Annotated in this window: 12 protein-coding genes; 2 read left to right on the top strand and 10 right to left on the bottom strand. The window is 52.2% G+C overall.

Annotated elements, in window-relative coordinates:
- Positions 1 to 12: 12 nt before the first annotated feature.
- Positions 13 to 984, bottom strand: a complete 972-nt coding sequence (locus JQN73_RS13655) for a sugar ABC transporter substrate-binding protein (protein ID WP_205319432.1) — start codon at positions 982 to 984, stop codon at positions 13 to 15.
- 234 nt (positions 985 to 1,218) lie between these two features.
- On the bottom strand, positions 1,219 to 2,112 hold the full coding sequence (locus JQN73_RS13650) for a LysR family transcriptional regulator (RefSeq protein ID WP_205319431.1): 894 nt from the start codon (positions 2,110 to 2,112) through the stop codon (positions 1,219 to 1,221).
- Positions 2,113 to 2,273: 161 nt separating this feature from the next.
- On the opposite strand from JQN73_RS13650, the gene JQN73_RS13645 reads away from it, so the two are divergent.
- Positions 2,274 to 2,891 carry an FMN-dependent NADH-azoreductase gene (locus JQN73_RS13645; RefSeq protein ID WP_205319430.1) on the top strand — a complete coding sequence of 206 codons (618 nt, stop codon included), beginning with the start codon at positions 2,274 to 2,276 and terminating at the stop codon, positions 2,889 to 2,891.
- Between the two features lie 159 nt (positions 2,892 to 3,050).
- Here the strand turns inward: JQN73_RS13645 and JQN73_RS13640 are convergent, their stop codons facing one another.
- Entirely contained in the window at positions 3,051 to 3,428 is a 378-nt protein-coding gene (locus tag JQN73_RS13640; RefSeq protein ID WP_205319429.1) for a hypothetical protein, read from the bottom strand.
- 108 nt (positions 3,429 to 3,536) lie between these two features.
- On the opposite strand from JQN73_RS13640, the gene JQN73_RS13635 reads away from it, so the two are divergent.
- Entirely contained in the window at positions 3,537 to 4,691 is a 1,155-nt protein-coding gene (locus JQN73_RS13635) for a hypothetical protein (RefSeq protein ID WP_240162262.1), read from the top strand.
- Positions 4,692 to 4,849: 158 nt separating this feature from the next.
- Here the strand turns inward: JQN73_RS13635 and lpdA are convergent, their stop codons facing one another.
- From lpdA to JQN73_RS13600, 7 genes are all read right to left on the bottom strand, one after another.
- The gene (gene lpdA, locus JQN73_RS13630) at positions 4,850 to 6,619 is read right to left on the bottom strand and encodes a dihydrolipoyl dehydrogenase (protein ID WP_205319428.1); all 1,770 of its coding nucleotides are present in this window, start codon (positions 6,617 to 6,619) and stop codon (positions 4,850 to 4,852) included.
- 126 nt (positions 6,620 to 6,745) lie between these two features.
- On the bottom strand, positions 6,746 to 7,312 hold the full coding sequence (locus JQN73_RS13625) for an MFS transporter (RefSeq protein WP_205319427.1): 567 nt from the start codon (positions 7,310 to 7,312) through the stop codon (positions 6,746 to 6,748).
- Positions 7,313 to 7,472: 160 nt separating this feature from the next.
- On the bottom strand, positions 7,473 to 9,125 hold the full coding sequence (gene aceF, locus JQN73_RS13620; RefSeq protein ID WP_205319426.1) for a dihydrolipoyllysine-residue acetyltransferase: 1,653 nt from the start codon (positions 9,123 to 9,125) through the stop codon (positions 7,473 to 7,475).
- A 203-nt stretch (positions 9,126 to 9,328) separates the two neighbouring features.
- Positions 9,329 to 12,025: a pyruvate dehydrogenase (acetyl-transferring), homodimeric type gene (gene aceE, locus JQN73_RS13615; RefSeq protein ID WP_205319425.1), complete on the bottom strand. Its 2,697-nt coding sequence runs from the start codon at positions 12,023 to 12,025 to the stop codon at positions 9,329 to 9,331.
- Between the two features lie 423 nt (positions 12,026 to 12,448).
- A complete protein-coding gene (plsY, locus tag JQN73_RS13610) occupies positions 12,449 to 13,075 on the bottom strand; it encodes a glycerol-3-phosphate 1-O-acyltransferase PlsY (protein WP_205319424.1) in 627 nt (208 codons plus the stop codon).
- A gap of 189 nt (positions 13,076 to 13,264) precedes the next feature.
- A complete protein-coding gene (locus JQN73_RS13605) occupies positions 13,265 to 13,756 on the bottom strand; it encodes an aminoacyl-tRNA deacylase (protein ID WP_205319423.1) in 492 nt (163 codons plus the stop codon).
- A gap of 340 nt (positions 13,757 to 14,096) precedes the next feature.
- On the bottom strand, positions 14,097 to 14,285 hold the full coding sequence (locus tag JQN73_RS13600) for a hypothetical protein (protein ID WP_205319422.1): 189 nt from the start codon (positions 14,283 to 14,285) through the stop codon (positions 14,097 to 14,099).
- Positions 14,286 to 14,391: the final 106 nt, after the last annotated feature.

Here is a 14,391-nt window from a genome sequence, read left to right as displayed (position 1 = left end):
CCCAGGCTCACATTATTTCTTGCCCCAACAAGCATTCAGACCGAACGCACTATCTTTGCTTTCAATATTTTTTTGCTGTTTATCCGTGATCAGCATAACGCCGGTATCAACGTAACCACTGACCTTTTTGCCGGTTTTAATATACTCGGCACCCGCATCAACCCCGAGTGCGGCCATCCGCAATGGATACTGCTGCGAAGTTGCAGCAATCACGCCCGCCTTCACATTGCGCACACCGTCGCAACCGCCATCGACCGAGAGGATCATCACGCTTTTTTCTTTACCGGCGGCCTTTAACGCCTTGTAAGCGCCCGCTGCGGCAGGCTCATTAATGGTGTACACCAGATTGATCTCAGGATTCTTTTGAAGGCAATTTTCCATAGCAGTCTGGCCTTTGGCCTGGTCGCCGTAGCTATCCTGCATGCAGACGATGCTTGCATCGCCTTTTTTCACGCCGAAACCTTGCAGAAAACCGTCGTGGCGCTGGATGCCCACAGGATGCCCGGGAAATAAATCCAGCGTTGCGATCTTCGCCGGTTTGTCACCAAAGGCTGCTTTGGCATATTCACCAATCAGCACACCGGCCTTGAAATTGTCCGTGGCAAATAAGGCGTCTGCCGCAGTTTGGGGATCGGTCGGACTATCCAGGGTAATCACCATCACACCTTGGGCGCGTGCTTTTTTCAGGGTAGGAACAATGGCTCTGGCGTCGCTCGGCGTAATCAGAATAACTTTTGCGCCCGCGGCAATCATGTTCTCAATGGCTGCGATCTGACCAGCGTTGTCGCCGTCGGACTTACCTGCGGCGGTCAGCAATTTAACCCCCTTGGCCTTGGCAGCCTCCTGCGCGCCCTCCTTCATTTTAACGAAATAAGGGTTGGTATCAGTCTTGGTAATCAGTCCAATTACGGGTTGGTCTGCTGCCCCTGTCAGTCCTGCGGCCATCGTCAATATAGCGAGAGCAATGCGATGTTTTAACGTCATTTATGTCTCCTCCGGGTCTAAATAATGAGATCGAAAGGACGGCAAATCACGATATCAAAAAATAATTTTATGCTTTGTCGACAGCGGATTTACGGTCTTTCTGATTCGTAATATAAGCGCATTAAATTAATAAATCAACTGTCTTTATTAATTAAAATAAGCAGATTATCACCAAAGCGGAGCGTCTTCCTGCCCCAGGAAGGATATCCAGTGTCTTATCCGGCGCGGAATGTTTTATGAAAGACGCCGCCTGAGATCGTCCAGTAGCCATCGCCCCGCAGGCCCGAGCGTGCGGCTACGCTGATGCGCTGCATAAATCGTCAGCCCCTCGCGGGGCGTTGGATCGTGCTCGATGTGCAGCGCAACCAGGCTCCCGGTAGCAATTAATGGGGACACGAGATGGTCGGGCATGCGGCACCATCCGAAACCGCCGAGCAGGAAGTCCAGGCGGCGGCCGAGATCCACGAAGCGCCACAGTTTTACACTCGCAACCCCAAAGCTCTCACCAGCGGGATTGATAGGGTCTGAAAGTACCAGCTGGACATAAGGCTCCAGATCGGTCTGCGTCGCCGGACGTCCTAGCGAAGCGAGCGGATGCCCTGACGCCACCACAGCGTGCATGCCGACACGTAGCAGCGGATAGGCGGCAATGTCGTCTGGAATAGAAGGAAGCAATAAGCAGATCCCGATGGCGGCTGGATTACTTCGCAAACGTCTCAATGAACCGCCCAGACCTTCTGTCGAAAAGCTGACTGGCAAATTTGGAAAAGTTTGGCTCAGCGCGGACAGGCTTTCGATTAATGGCGCCGTAGGTGCCAGAGGATCGATCGCAATGACAAGCTCTGGTTCCAAGCCAGAGCGCGTCCCCATTGCCACTCCCTCGAATCGAGCCGCGCTCGCCAGGACCAAGCGCGCCTGCTCGACTAAAACCCTTCCCGTCTCGGTCAAGCTCGGGCGGTGGCCAATGCGGTCAAACAGCAACACGCCTTGCACATCCTCAAGCGTCCCGATGGTCTGGCTGATGGCAGATTGCACGCGACCAAGTTTTCGGCCAGCGGCAGAAAAGCTGCCCGTATCTGCAATCGTTACCAGTACACGTAACTGATCAAGCGTCAGACTTCCAATCAAAATATTTTCTCCATTACAACTCCATCACCTTTTCAGATGGATTTCATCACATTTTAATCTCTATCGGACATAAAAGCGCGGCGATATAGTGTAGGCACGCAATCAGCCTGATCGACAAGCTTCAGGCGTTTCTCTCAAAGCTATTTTTAAGGATTATTGTCATGACTAAGCTTTTGGTAATCGAGACCAGCCCTCGTGGCAAGCACTCCGTGTCGCGCAACATGACGCGTCGCTTCGTCCACGATTGGCTTGCCGCCCATTCAGAGGGCGAAGTGATCGAACGCGACCTCATGGACGCCGGACTTCAATTTGTCAACGCTGCCTGGCTGCAGGCCTACTTCACCCCTGCGGAACAGCATTCTCCCGAGATGGCGAACGCGTTACAGCTCTCGAACGAACTCGTTGCGGAGGTGCTCGCCGTCGATCACATTGTTATTGCGACGCCTGTCTACAACTACAACGTGCCAGCAGTGCTCAAGGCATGGATCGACCACGTCGTTCGCAAGGGGTTGACGCTGGGCTTCGATGGACGGGGTCTTGTGACGGGAAAGAAGGCAACCGTATTGATCGCATCCGGCGGCATCTATCTCGAAGGATCGCCCATTCAGAATCGCGACATCGCAACCCAATATCTGCGCCTCGTACTTGGCGTAATCGGGATCACCGACGTAACATTCGTTGCCGGCGGTGGGGCTAAGGCGGTTGATTTAGGCGAGGAAACGATGGAACGCTTTGTGGAAAAGCTTGGCGCGGAGCTCGAACGGGCTGCGAGCATTTGAGGATCGACAAAACAGGCGTGCCCTCGTATGAGTCCGCACTGCGATACGATCCGTATACTGGCAGTGTCAGCGGCTGGCCAGCACCGGCCGTGGCTGAGTGCCAGCTTTACTCAGCGCCGAGTATGCTCGACAGCTATTGGCCAGTACATTCAGTTAAATTTACCTAACGGGTGCACAAACATCCAGCGCTTTTACTTCCTCTTGCGCGTTTTTCAGCAGGGCTTGTGCCGCCTCCAAAACTTCTTGCATAGTGGATGCGGGAAGTTGATCGCGCTCGCTATCAAGCCCCACTGAGAGGGCGGCGAGGATTGCAGAGGTGCGACTGTGTAGTAAGGTGAGATTATCGACGATTGCGATATTTTTTTCGGTACTTGCTTGGGGATGAACAGACATGATGACTTCCTGGATGATGTTAAACGACGCAACATGAATTCCGCACAAAAACAACAACGGCGTTGCACCGTCTGTGCGTCTTGGATGAGTCAGGCGTTCAATCCCGGCCCCCTCTTTGTCAGGGACATTATTAGTATCTAGCATTTTTTACTTTCGTGCAAGCCACCCAGCCAACCTGACAGATGCGCATTGTTGTTGATTGTCGTAAAAACCGCAATTGCTATTTTTACGACAATGAACAACAATGGCACCATGCACACATTTGACGACATCGAAATCCGCCGCCCTGAGTTGGCCACCTCTTATTTAAGCCTCCTCCTGGCGCAACCCGGTAGACCCATCGCGTTGTTCGCGCCCCGACGGGTAGGAAAAACCTATTTTCTGGACGGGGATTTAACGCCTGCGGCAGAGAAAATGGGGTTTTTGGCAGTGTACGCAGATCTCTGGCTCAACCGCACATTTCCGCTTGATGCGATCAACCAGGCGCTTGAAGAGGCCTTGGACGACGTGAATGTCCCACTATCGCGCCTTGGAAAGATCGGTAAGACGAAAGTAAAGAGAGTTGGTGCGCTGGGTGCTAGCCTCGAACTCGGCGCTGCGCCAAGACGACGCAGCCTGCCAGAGAAGCCGGAGTTGCGAATGGATTCATTGATCGCACGACTCGCAGCTGACTCGGATAAGCCAATTTTGCTGATGCTCGATGAAATTCAGGCATTAGGCCACTCTGCGGGTGGAGAGGCGGCAATTGCGACTGTGCGCGCGGTTTTACAAAAACATAAAAAGAAATTGGTGGCTGTTTTCACCGGCTCTTCACAAGAGGCACTTGGTGAAATGATGATGTCTGCTGGCGGCCCGATGTATCAGTTTGCGCAACTACTCACGTTCCCGTTTCTGGACATTGAATTCCTCGAACGTTTAGCTTCGCACTTTCGCAAGGTCCATCCGACCAAGACGCTTGATATTGATGCGCTGCAAAAAGTGTTTGCTCACATCGGTTTTAAACCAGCTTTGATGAAAGACATTGTTAAGGAGATGTCGGCCGAAGGCATGACCGACGTCAATTTGGCGCTCGCCCATTTCATGCAGGATGAGCGTAATTTTCTAGCCTGGCAAAGCGTCTTTAGCGGATTACAGCCTCTGGAGCAAGCAGTGCTGATCATCCTCGCTCACGGTATCGCGCCAATGGGCAAGGAAACCATCTCAGTGCTCGCTGCCGTGCCGACCGTTAAAGCAACGCTGGCGAAAGTGCGTGCCGCCCTTGATCGTATGCGCAAAGCGGGAATACTGGCGAATCCGCCGAAGATCGGTTACATGATCGAAGACCGACTTTTCCGCGACTACATTGCAAAAACCTATATCCCGAATTACATCGCGGCAGGCAAGTTAATCCAAACCTCGTCAACGTGATTAGTCAGAAGGCGATGTCGCATTCACCGTTGATCTGATGTGAAACAAGGACTCTTCGCGTACCAAGGTTTTGAATAGCCCCCCAATGCAAAACGTGGCACCATACCCTCGGGTAAGATGCCACGTCTAAACTTTACTGACCAACTCTTAACACTAGTTTACTTCTTCTTTGGTGGAATAAACAAATCGGTAATCGTTCCCAGCCCCATTTCCGCCGCAAACATCGGCGTCTCGGACAACGTCGGATGCGCATGGATCGTGAGTGCCAGATCTTCCAGATCTGCGCCCATCTCCATTGCCAGCACTGTTTCAGCCAACAACTCACCTGCGTTCACACCGACGATACCGGCACCGATGATGCGCTTGGTTTTTGGGTCCCACAACAATTTGGTCATGCCGTCGTCACGGCCCATTGCCAATGCGCGGCCGCTGGCAGCCCATGGGAAATTCGCTTTTTCGTACGGGATACCTTTGGCTTTGGCTTCGATTTCCGTCAATCCCATCCATGCGATTTCCGGATCGGTGTAGGCCACCGATGGGATGGTCATGGCGTCGAATGCGACTTTATGACCGCCAATCACTTCGGCTGCGACTTTGGCTTCGTTGGTCGCTTTGTGCGCCAGCATTGGATCACCGCAGACGTCACCGATTGCAAAGATATGCGCGACATTGGTACGTTGCTGTTTATCGGCCGGGATAAAGCCACGGTCGGTGACGATAACACCGGCTTTTTCAGCGGCGATTTCTTTGCCGTTAGGACGCCGTCCCACTGCGACCAATACCATGTCGAACAATTGCGGTTCGGTCGGCGCGCTGGTGTTGCCATCCGCACCTTCAAACGTGGCGCGCAAACCTTCTGGCAGCGCTTCCAGTTTAGTGACTTTGGTTTTTAGATAGATTGCTTCGTAACGTTTTTCGATCCGCTTTTGCAGCGGTTTGACAAGGTCACGATCCGCGGCAGGAATCAAGCCGTCGGCAAATTCAACCACGGTAACTTTGGAGCCTAATGCATCATAAACACAGGCCATTTCCAGACCGATAATACCGCCGCCAATTACCAGCAATGTTTTTGGAATCTGGCTCAGCTGAAGCGCACCGGTGGAGTCGATCAAACGCGGATCATCGTAAGGAAAACCTGGAATTTTGGCGACCGATGAACCTGCTGCAATGATGGCATTTTTGAACGCAACGGTTTTAGGACCTTCTGCGGTTTGCACCACGATGGTGTTGGGTGAACTGAACTCGCCCTTGCCGGTCAGTACTTGCACTTTACGTGCTTTCGACAAGCCAGTCAGACCGCCGGTCAGTTTTTTGATGATGCTTTCTTTCCAGCCACGCAAGGCATCGATGTCAATTTCCGGCGCTGACATCTTGACGCCGAAATGCGCCATTTCTTCCGCTTCGGTGATGACCTTCGCAGCGTGCAGCAATGCCTTTGAAGGAATACAACCGACGTTCAGGCAAACACCGCCAAGGTCTGCATAGCGCTCGATGAGGACTACTTTTTGCCCCAGATCGGCAGCACGGAACGCGCCGGTGTAACCACCAGGACCGGCACCGAGAACCACGGTATCGCATTCAATATCAGCGCTACCTGAGAAAGTTGCGGCAGCCGGCGCTGCGGCAGCAGGTGCGACGGCAGGTGCAGCGGCAGACGATGCAGCAGCAGCAACAGGAGCGGCACCCGCGCCACTTGCTTCAACGCTCAGAATGACCGAACCTTCGGCAATTTTTTCGCCGACTTTGACTTTGATTTCCTTGACGACACCGGCGTGGCTCGATGGAATTTCCATGCTGGCTTTGTCCGACTCAACCGTAATCAGCGACTGATCAACTTTTACGGTATCACCGACTTTGACCAACAGTTCAATGATTTCAACTTCTTTGAAGTCGCCGATATCCGGGACCTTGACTTCGACCATACTCATAGGGTTTGCTCCGTTTTATCTCCCCACAGGGGGATTGGGTGGTGTCGTTCCGCTGCATTTATAGCGGAACATGTTCGCTTGTGGTTTATGCGCTGCCGCCCGGTTTTTTTATCCAGCCATTTTTTATCACACCATCGAAAAACTGTGAATCCGCAATGGTGCCGCCGAGCTTTTATCAAACTCAATGCCCGCCTGCACGCCGATCTCGGCAATTTGATGCGCGCTCAGATCCTGATCGTAGACCGCGTACATGCCACCGAGTGCAAAATTGCGACCGCTGCCGATACCCCAGAAACGCTCGAAACTAAAGACTTCGCGATAGGAATAAATACCGAAAATGCCGTAAGGATTCGCCACCAGCGCAGTAATTTGCGATGACTCGTAGGGATCGTCTTCGTCTTCTTTGGTGTTTAGAAAATACTGATCTTTAAGGATCGTGTGAATGCTGGAAAAGGTTTCAAAAATATCCTCTCGCGTATTCAGCTTGCAGCCCTCGCCCAAGCCCAGCATCAGCTTTCGCATCACGGGGAAATGGGCGGCGGTGCCTGCCAGGGTGATAAAGGAGTCACCCACCTGAAAAATCTTGTTATTGGCTTCATAGGCATGCGACAGACGCGTGTCGCCGAACGTCACCAGCGAGTCAGAAGCAATCGCGATCTGATTATTCTTCTTCACCACAACACAGGTAGTCATGACTATTCTCCAACAAGATCCATGAGCCGGATCACCAGCACAAGACAGCAAGTGGTCGAACTAAGAGAGGACATTTTCGGCCTCTCCGCATCCGTTTTAAATCACCTTTTACGCCCTGATCCTGAAAACACAGCTTTAAACCGAGCGTACCAACTGAACCTTACAGCAATGTTTTACGCATATCTGCCAACACTTCGCCGAGATAAACGCTAAACCGCGCGCCCATCGCACCGTCAACCACCCGATGATCATAGGACAGCGACATCGGCATCATCAGGCGCGGCACAAATTGCTTACCGTCCCAGACCGGCTTAATGGCAGCCTTGGACAAGCCAAGAATAGCGACTTCAGGCGCGTTGATGATCGGCGTAAATGCCGTGCCGCCGATACCACCCAATGATGAGATGGTGAAGCTGGCACCCTGCATATCAGGGCCTTTCAGTTTGCCGTCACGGGCCTGGGCCGACAGATCGCCCATTTCTTGCGCAATCTGTGCGATACCTTTTTGGTCCGCATTTTTGATGACCGGAACGACGAGGCCGTTCGGGGTATCGGCAGCAAAACCGATGTTGTAATACTGTTTCAGGATCAGATTTTCACCGGCAGCATCCAGCGATGCGTTGAACGCTGGGAATTTCTTCAGCGCTGCAATGCTGGCCTTGATGACAAACGCCAGCATGGTGAGTTTGACCGTCGATTTGGATTTCGCATAAGCAGCGTTGGCGTCTTTGCGGAATTCTTCCAGATCAGTGACATCAGCTTCGTCAAATTGGGTGACGTGAGGAATCATGACCCAGTTGCGGTGCAGATTGGGGCCGCTGATTTTTTTGATGCGCGATAGCGGCAATAATTCGGTGGTACCGAATTTGGCGAAATCGAGCGATGGCCATGGCAATAAGTCCAAACCAACCCCAGTGCCTTTTCCAGCAGACGCAGAGCCACCGCCCGGGTTGGCAATCGCGCGGGCGACCACGCCTTTGACGTAGTTTTGCACGTCCTCCTGCACAATTCGTGCCTTCGGACCAGTTCCCGCCACGCGACTCAGATCAACACCGAGTTCACGTGCAAATTTACGCACCGATGGTGATGCATGTGGCACGGCACCATTTACAGTCGTGGGAGCGGCGGCGGCCAGTGCCGGAGCTGGCGCGGCAGCAGCAGGAGCGGATGCTACCGCAGTTGCAGCAGGTGCACTTGCAGCCGCTGGTGCACTTGCTGGCGCTGGTGCCGATGTTGCAGCGCCTCCAGCGGTCTCCACCACCAGAATTAACGTGCCCTGGCTGACTTTATCGCCGACCTTAATCTTGACTTCCTTTACCACGCCGGCCCGGGTCGATGGAATTTCCATGCTGGCTTTGTCGGTTTCGAGCGTAGCTAAAGATTGGTCGATCGCAATCGTATCGCCAACTTTGACCATCACTTCGATGACTTCGACGTCTTTAACATCGCCGATGTCCGGCACGTTGACGTTGACCAAACCGGCAGGAGCGGCGCTTGCCACGGGCGCGGGCGCTGCCGGAGCAGCAGCAGGAGCAGCAGGAGCTGCCGGAGCAGAACTGGTTTCGGCCGCTGCGGTGGCAGCTTCCAAAATCAGAATCAGGGTACCTTCGCTGACTTTATCGCCGACTTTGATTTTCAATTCTTTCACTACACCCGCCTGCGTTGACGGGATTTCCATACTGGCTTTGTCGGTTTCCAGAGTCGCTAACGACTGATCGATTTTGATCGTATCGCCGACCTTCACCATCACCTCAATGACCTCAACGTCTTTGACGTCGCCAATATCCGGGACTTTAATTTCCACCATACTCATCGCTTAGCTCCATTCGTTCTACTCGCTGCTCATCGCATCGCCATTCATGCAGAATAGGGATGCGATGCATGCAAGCCGTTTTTTAGTTTGCCTGGTATTTCCACCGCGCCTGCGATCAACAACCAGCCGCAAGATCACCAGCGGTACGTTCGTACCGCAGGGATCTTGCGTCTGCTTGTCCTCCGCAAGCGCAACGGAAGTGCTTATTGTGTGACCGGATTAAGCTTTTCTGGATTGATACCATACTTGGTAATAGCTTCGGCGACAACTGTCGCTTTGATCTTACCCTCATCGGCCAGCGCTTTCAGTGCAGAAATGACGACAAAGTAGCGATTTACTTCGAAGAATTCACGCAATTTGGCGCGGGTATCGGAGCGACCGAAACCGTCAGTACCCAGCACTTTATAGGTGCGGCCATTAGGAACAAACGCGCGCACTTGCTCAGCGTAGGTGCGCATGTAGTCGGTCGATACAATGATTGGACCGCTGGTATCTTGCAGGCACTCAGTGATGTGCGCTACACGTGGTTTTTCTGTCGGATGCAGCATGTTCCAGCGTTCGACGTCCTGACCATCGCGGGCCAACAGGGTGAACGACGGTGCTGACCAGACGTCGGCATCGATGCCCCAGTCTTGTTGTAGCAATGCAGCGCCTTCGATTACTTCGCGCAAAATCGTGCCCGAACCCATCAATTGCACGCGTTGCTTGTTCTTGTTGCCGCCTTCCTGCAACAGGTACAGACCCTTGATGATGCCCTCTTCGCTTCCCGGTTTCAGGCCAGGGTGGCTGTAGTTCTCGTTCATCAACGTCAGGTAATAGAACACATCTTCCTGATTGGTGACCATGCGACGCAAACCGTCGTGCATGATGACCGCGACTTCGTGCGAGAAAGTAGGATCGTAAGGGACGCAGTTTGGAATCGTTGAGGCGATGATATGACTGTGACCGTCTTCGTGTTGCAGGCCTTCACCGTTCAATGTGGTACGCCCAGCGGTGCCGCCGATCAGGAAGCCGCGTGCGCGCATATCGCCCGCCGCCCAGGCCAGATCGCCAATACGTTGGAAACCGAACATCGAGTAGTAGGTATAGAACGGAATCATGACGCGATTGTTGGTCGAGTAAGAAGTCGCCGCAGCGATCCAGGAACTCATACCGCCTGCTTCGTTAATCCCCTCTTGCAAAATCTGTCCGGCTTTGTCTTCACGGTAATACATCACCTGATCTTTATCGACTGGCTCGTAGAGCTGACCGACTTGACTGAAAATGCCGATTTGACGGAACAGACCTTCCATACCGAAAGTGCGGGATTCATCGACCATAATTGGCACGATGCGTTGTCCCAGACTTGGATCGCGCAGCAACGTGGTCAAGATCCGCACATACGCTTGGGTCGTGGAGATTTCACGGCCTTCGGCGGTTGGTTCGAGGACGGCTTTGAACGTTTCCAGCGGCGGAACGATTAGCTCCTCATCGGCTTTCATACGACGTTGCGGCAGGAATCCGCCCAGCGCTTTGCGGCGCTCGTGCAGATAGATCATTTCCGGGGTGTCGTCCGCTGGTTTGAAGAACGGCACGTCGGCCAGTTGATCGTCGGCAATCGGCAACTGGAAACGGTCGCGCATCGCTTTGATCGCTTCATCGTCCAGCTTCTTGGTGTTATGCGCAGTATTACGCGCTTCGCCCGACTTACCGAAACCGTAACCTTTAATACTCTTGACCAGTAAGACTGTCGGCTGACCTTTATGCTCTTGCGCTACTTTGAACGCCGCATAAATTTTATGTGGATCATGACCGCCACGGGTCAAGTGCCAGATGTCATCGTCGGACATCTTGCTGACAAGTTCCAGCAATTTCGGGTGTTTACCAAAGAAGTTCTTACGCACGAATGCGCCATCTTTGGCTTTGTAGTTCTGGTACTCGCCGTCAACCGTGTCCATCATGACTTGCTGCAGGATGCCTTCTTTATCCCGCGCCAGCAGATCATCCCAACCAGCACCCCAAATAACTTTGACCACATTCCAGCCAGCACCACGGAAATCCGATTCGAGTTCCTGGATGATTTTGCCATTGCCGCGCACCGGACCGTCCAAACGCTGCAAATTACAATTCACCACGATGACCAGATTGTCGAGCTTTTCACGACCGGCCATACCAATGGCACCCATCGATTCCGGCTCATCCATTTCGCCATCGCCGCAAAATGCCCAGACTTTGCGATTGGCGGTGTCAGCAATGCTGCGTGCGTGCAAATACTTTAAAAAGCGCGCTTGATAAATCGCCATCAGCGGTCCCAGACCCATCGATACGGTCGGGAATTGCCAGAAATTCGGCATCAGTTTTGGATGCGGATAGGAGGACAGGCCTTTACCGTCAACTTCGCGACGGAAATGCAGCATTTGCTCTTCTGTCAGACGGCCTTCAAGATAAGCCCGGGCATAGACACCTGGCGATGAATGGCCTTGAATATAGAGCAGATCGCCGCCATGGTTCTCGGACGGTGCATGCCAAAAATGGTTAAAGCCAATACCCAGCATATTTGCCAGCGACGCAAAACTGGACAAATGGCCGCCCAGATCGCCGTCCAGACGATTGGCTTTCACCACCATCGCCATGGCGTTCCACCGCATCCACGAGCGCAGACGCTCTTCAATTTCGAGATTGCCGGGACAATGTTCGCCAAGGTGTGCCGGAATGGTGTTGACGTATGCTGTGTTGCTGGAAAAAGGGATTTGGGCTCCGCGACGACGCGCCAGATCAAGCATGCGCTCCATCAGGTAATGCGCGCGTTCAGGGCCTTCAGTTTCGATGACGGCTTCAAGTGCATCCAGCCATTCTTTGGTTTCAATGACATCGGGATCGTTGGTGGCTTGCGCCAAAACGTGGTCGAGCTGAGCTGACATGCGGAGTCTCCTTGTTTACTTAGTTATTTAAGCGCTTTGCACCGATATCTTTTGGCATCGGATGGACGGGTGAGGCTGACATCAATACGGTAGAAAATTACGCTCACAAATGATTAATATAAGCGATGGCGGAATTCTAACAGAGACTTTTTACATTTTCAAATGGTGATAAGTGTTTTCATAATGCGAAATTATGCGGCAAAGCAGCATAATAAAGCTTGGCAAATAAGCATTTAACAATTCCGGAATAATGTCACCTACCGTGTCCCATCCAGACTCAAGCCCAACCAGATACAAAAAAAAGAAAGAAATACATGCGGCGACGCAGCAAATCCTTCTTTCTTTAGCTTTTTGATAGCAAAAAACATATGCAAAAAAGCAATAAAAAAAACAAAAAACAACAGAGAGCGACGCTTTATAAATCTAATTGGTTTTTGGCTTGGAGCCATTTTTCTTGGCACCGAGGCGGCTTTCTTTCCCCGCTAACAAATTAGCAATGTTTTTGGCATGCCGATAAAACAGTAGCGCGCTCATAACCACGATGGCCAGCAGGATCACATCCGGGCCTTTCATCAACGTATAAAAGAATGGTGCGAACAAACAGGTCACCAATGCTGCCAGTGAAGAATAACGAAACGCGTACGCAATAATCGCCCAGGTGACCAACGCGCCGAGTCCCAATATGGGATTGATCCCAAGCAAAACGCCAAACATCGTTGCGACCCCCTTGCCTCCGACAAATCGAAAGAATATCGGCCACAAATGCCCCAAAAAGACCGCCAGCGCGACCAGTGCGATGCCGCCATCGCCCACGCCAAATTGTGGCCCGAATTTTTGCGTCAGCCACACTGCCAACCAGCCCTTGAATCCATCGCCCAGTAACGTCACCACGGCCGCAACTTTATTGCCACTGCGCAACACGTTGGTGGCACCGGGATTTTTTGATCCGTACGTACGCGGATCGCCTAATCCAAATAACCGACTCACCACCACGGCGAATGAAACGGAGCCGATCAGGTACGCGGCGACTACAAATAAAACTATATACATGCTTTTTCTTTCTTGTAAATTCTATAAAAGTGAAGCAACAGCGGATTTTCATCCTTGCGTCTGTAAACAGGCGGAGACCTGACTAAAGTTGACTAAAATACTTTGGTTGCGTTGCTAAGCTTCTCCTATCAGAACACCGTAAAGGGAGTACTGCAGCAGGTTTGCACCAATCGACCCGGCGTTATGTCGCTAGCCTTTTAATGCACACTCAACAGATTGCGCCTTCAGCACCTCTACTATTATTTGCGGCGTGATACCGATCAAAAAACCGCGACGTCCCCCGTTGATATAAATAACGGGTAAAGACAAAATACTTTGCTCTACGTAGATGGGCATGGCCTTGCGTGTTCCAAACGGCGAAGTGCCGCCTATCATGTAGCCGGAATGGCGTTGGGCGACCTCCGGTTTGCACGGCACCACTGACTTGCAACCGATCTGGCGCGCGAGATTTTTGGTTGAAACCTGGCAATCACCGTGCATCAGTACGATCAACGGTCGGGCCGTTTCATCTTGCATGACGAGCGTCTTGATCACTTGATGTTCTTCAACGCCTAACGCGACAGACGAAGTCGCGGTTCCGCCATGCTCTTCGTAGGAATAAGGGTGTTCTGAAAAAGATAGCCTGTGCTGACGTAAGAACTGCGTCGCCGGGGTCTCTGAAATATGCTCTTTTTTTGCCATTTAAAATTAACAGCGCAAAAATGGCCCGAACCAACCACGCTCGGGCCATCTTTTAGCAATAAATAGTAATGCGACTGTGTCGACCATAATGTCCGCAATGCGAATCGTCTGAAAAGAGACCGTAAGGAGGGTCATCAGGGACGGCAAGAATCTGCGATCGTAGGGTTCAAATCTGATGACTGCTCGTTACCTTATCGCCTCATTGTTTTTTCACGTAATCATCGCGTGTCTGACGCTTGCCAGGGCTCACCCTGCCGGATGCTAAACATCTCCCTCAGCAAGGTGTGTGAGTAGTTAGCACGCAAACGCCTTTTTGTTGCGTCTGCAGCGGTTATGGCGATTAAGGCGTTTCCGGTGTCGCGGGTGCGTCGCTGGCGGTTTCTGCCTCATCAGTGTCATCTTCGATGATTTCACCGGTGACCTCGTCAACAGCACCTTTTTCGGCTTTGCGCTTCAGCTTTTCTTCTTTTTTCTTTTTCTTTTCAAGCTCTTTTTGACGCTTTTCGTACTGAAAATTAGTTTTTGCCAATTTGGCCCCCTTAAGTAAATGCCGTAATTGCTTTGAATAGACTTCCTATGATCAGCACAGGATACAGCAGAAACAAATGCCTTTGATGGAAATCCGCTCTGCTGCC

The sequence above is a fragment of the Glaciimonas sp. PAMC28666 genome, assembly GCF_016917355.1.
In the GTDB taxonomy this organism is placed as follows: domain Bacteria; phylum Pseudomonadota; class Gammaproteobacteria; order Burkholderiales; family Burkholderiaceae_D; genus Glaciimonas.
The sequence above is the reverse complement of the archived record's forward strand: the minus strand, read 5'-3'. Positions and strand labels throughout refer to the sequence as shown.

Bases quoted from the DNA above. Each gene is read 5' to 3' on its own strand.
- plsY (WP_205319424.1), bottom strand. From the start codon at position 13,075: ATGTATATAGTTTTATTTGTAGTCGCCGCGTACCTGATCGGCTCCGTT.
- JQN73_RS13625 (WP_205319427.1), bottom strand. From the start codon at position 7,312: ATGACTACCTGTGTTGTGGTGAAGAAGAATAATCAGATCGCGATTGCT.
- JQN73_RS13640 (WP_205319429.1), bottom strand. From the start codon at position 3,428: ATGCTAGATACTAATAATGTCCCTGACAAAGAGGGGGCCGGGATTGAA.
- JQN73_RS13645 (WP_205319430.1), top strand. From the start codon at position 2,274: ATGACTAAGCTTTTGGTAATCGAGACCAGCCCTCGTGGCAAGCACTCC.
- lpdA (WP_205319428.1), bottom strand. From the start codon at position 6,619: ATGAGTATGGTCGAAGTCAAGGTCCCGGATATCGGCGACTTCAAAGAA.
- aceE (WP_205319425.1), bottom strand. From the start codon at position 12,025: ATGTCAGCTCAGCTCGACCACGTTTTGGCGCAAGCCACCAACGATCCC.
- JQN73_RS13655 (WP_205319432.1), bottom strand. From the start codon at position 984: ATGACGTTAAAACATCGCATTGCTCTCGCTATATTGACGATGGCCGCA.
- aceF (WP_205319426.1), bottom strand. From the start codon at position 9,125: ATGAGTATGGTGGAAATTAAAGTCCCGGATATTGGCGACGTCAAAGAC.
- JQN73_RS13635 (WP_240162262.1), top strand. From the start codon at position 3,537: ATGCACACATTTGACGACATCGAAATCCGCCGCCCTGAGTTGGCCACC.
- JQN73_RS13605 (WP_205319423.1), bottom strand. From the start codon at position 13,756: ATGGCAAAAAAAGAGCATATTTCAGAGACCCCGGCGACGCAGTTCTTA.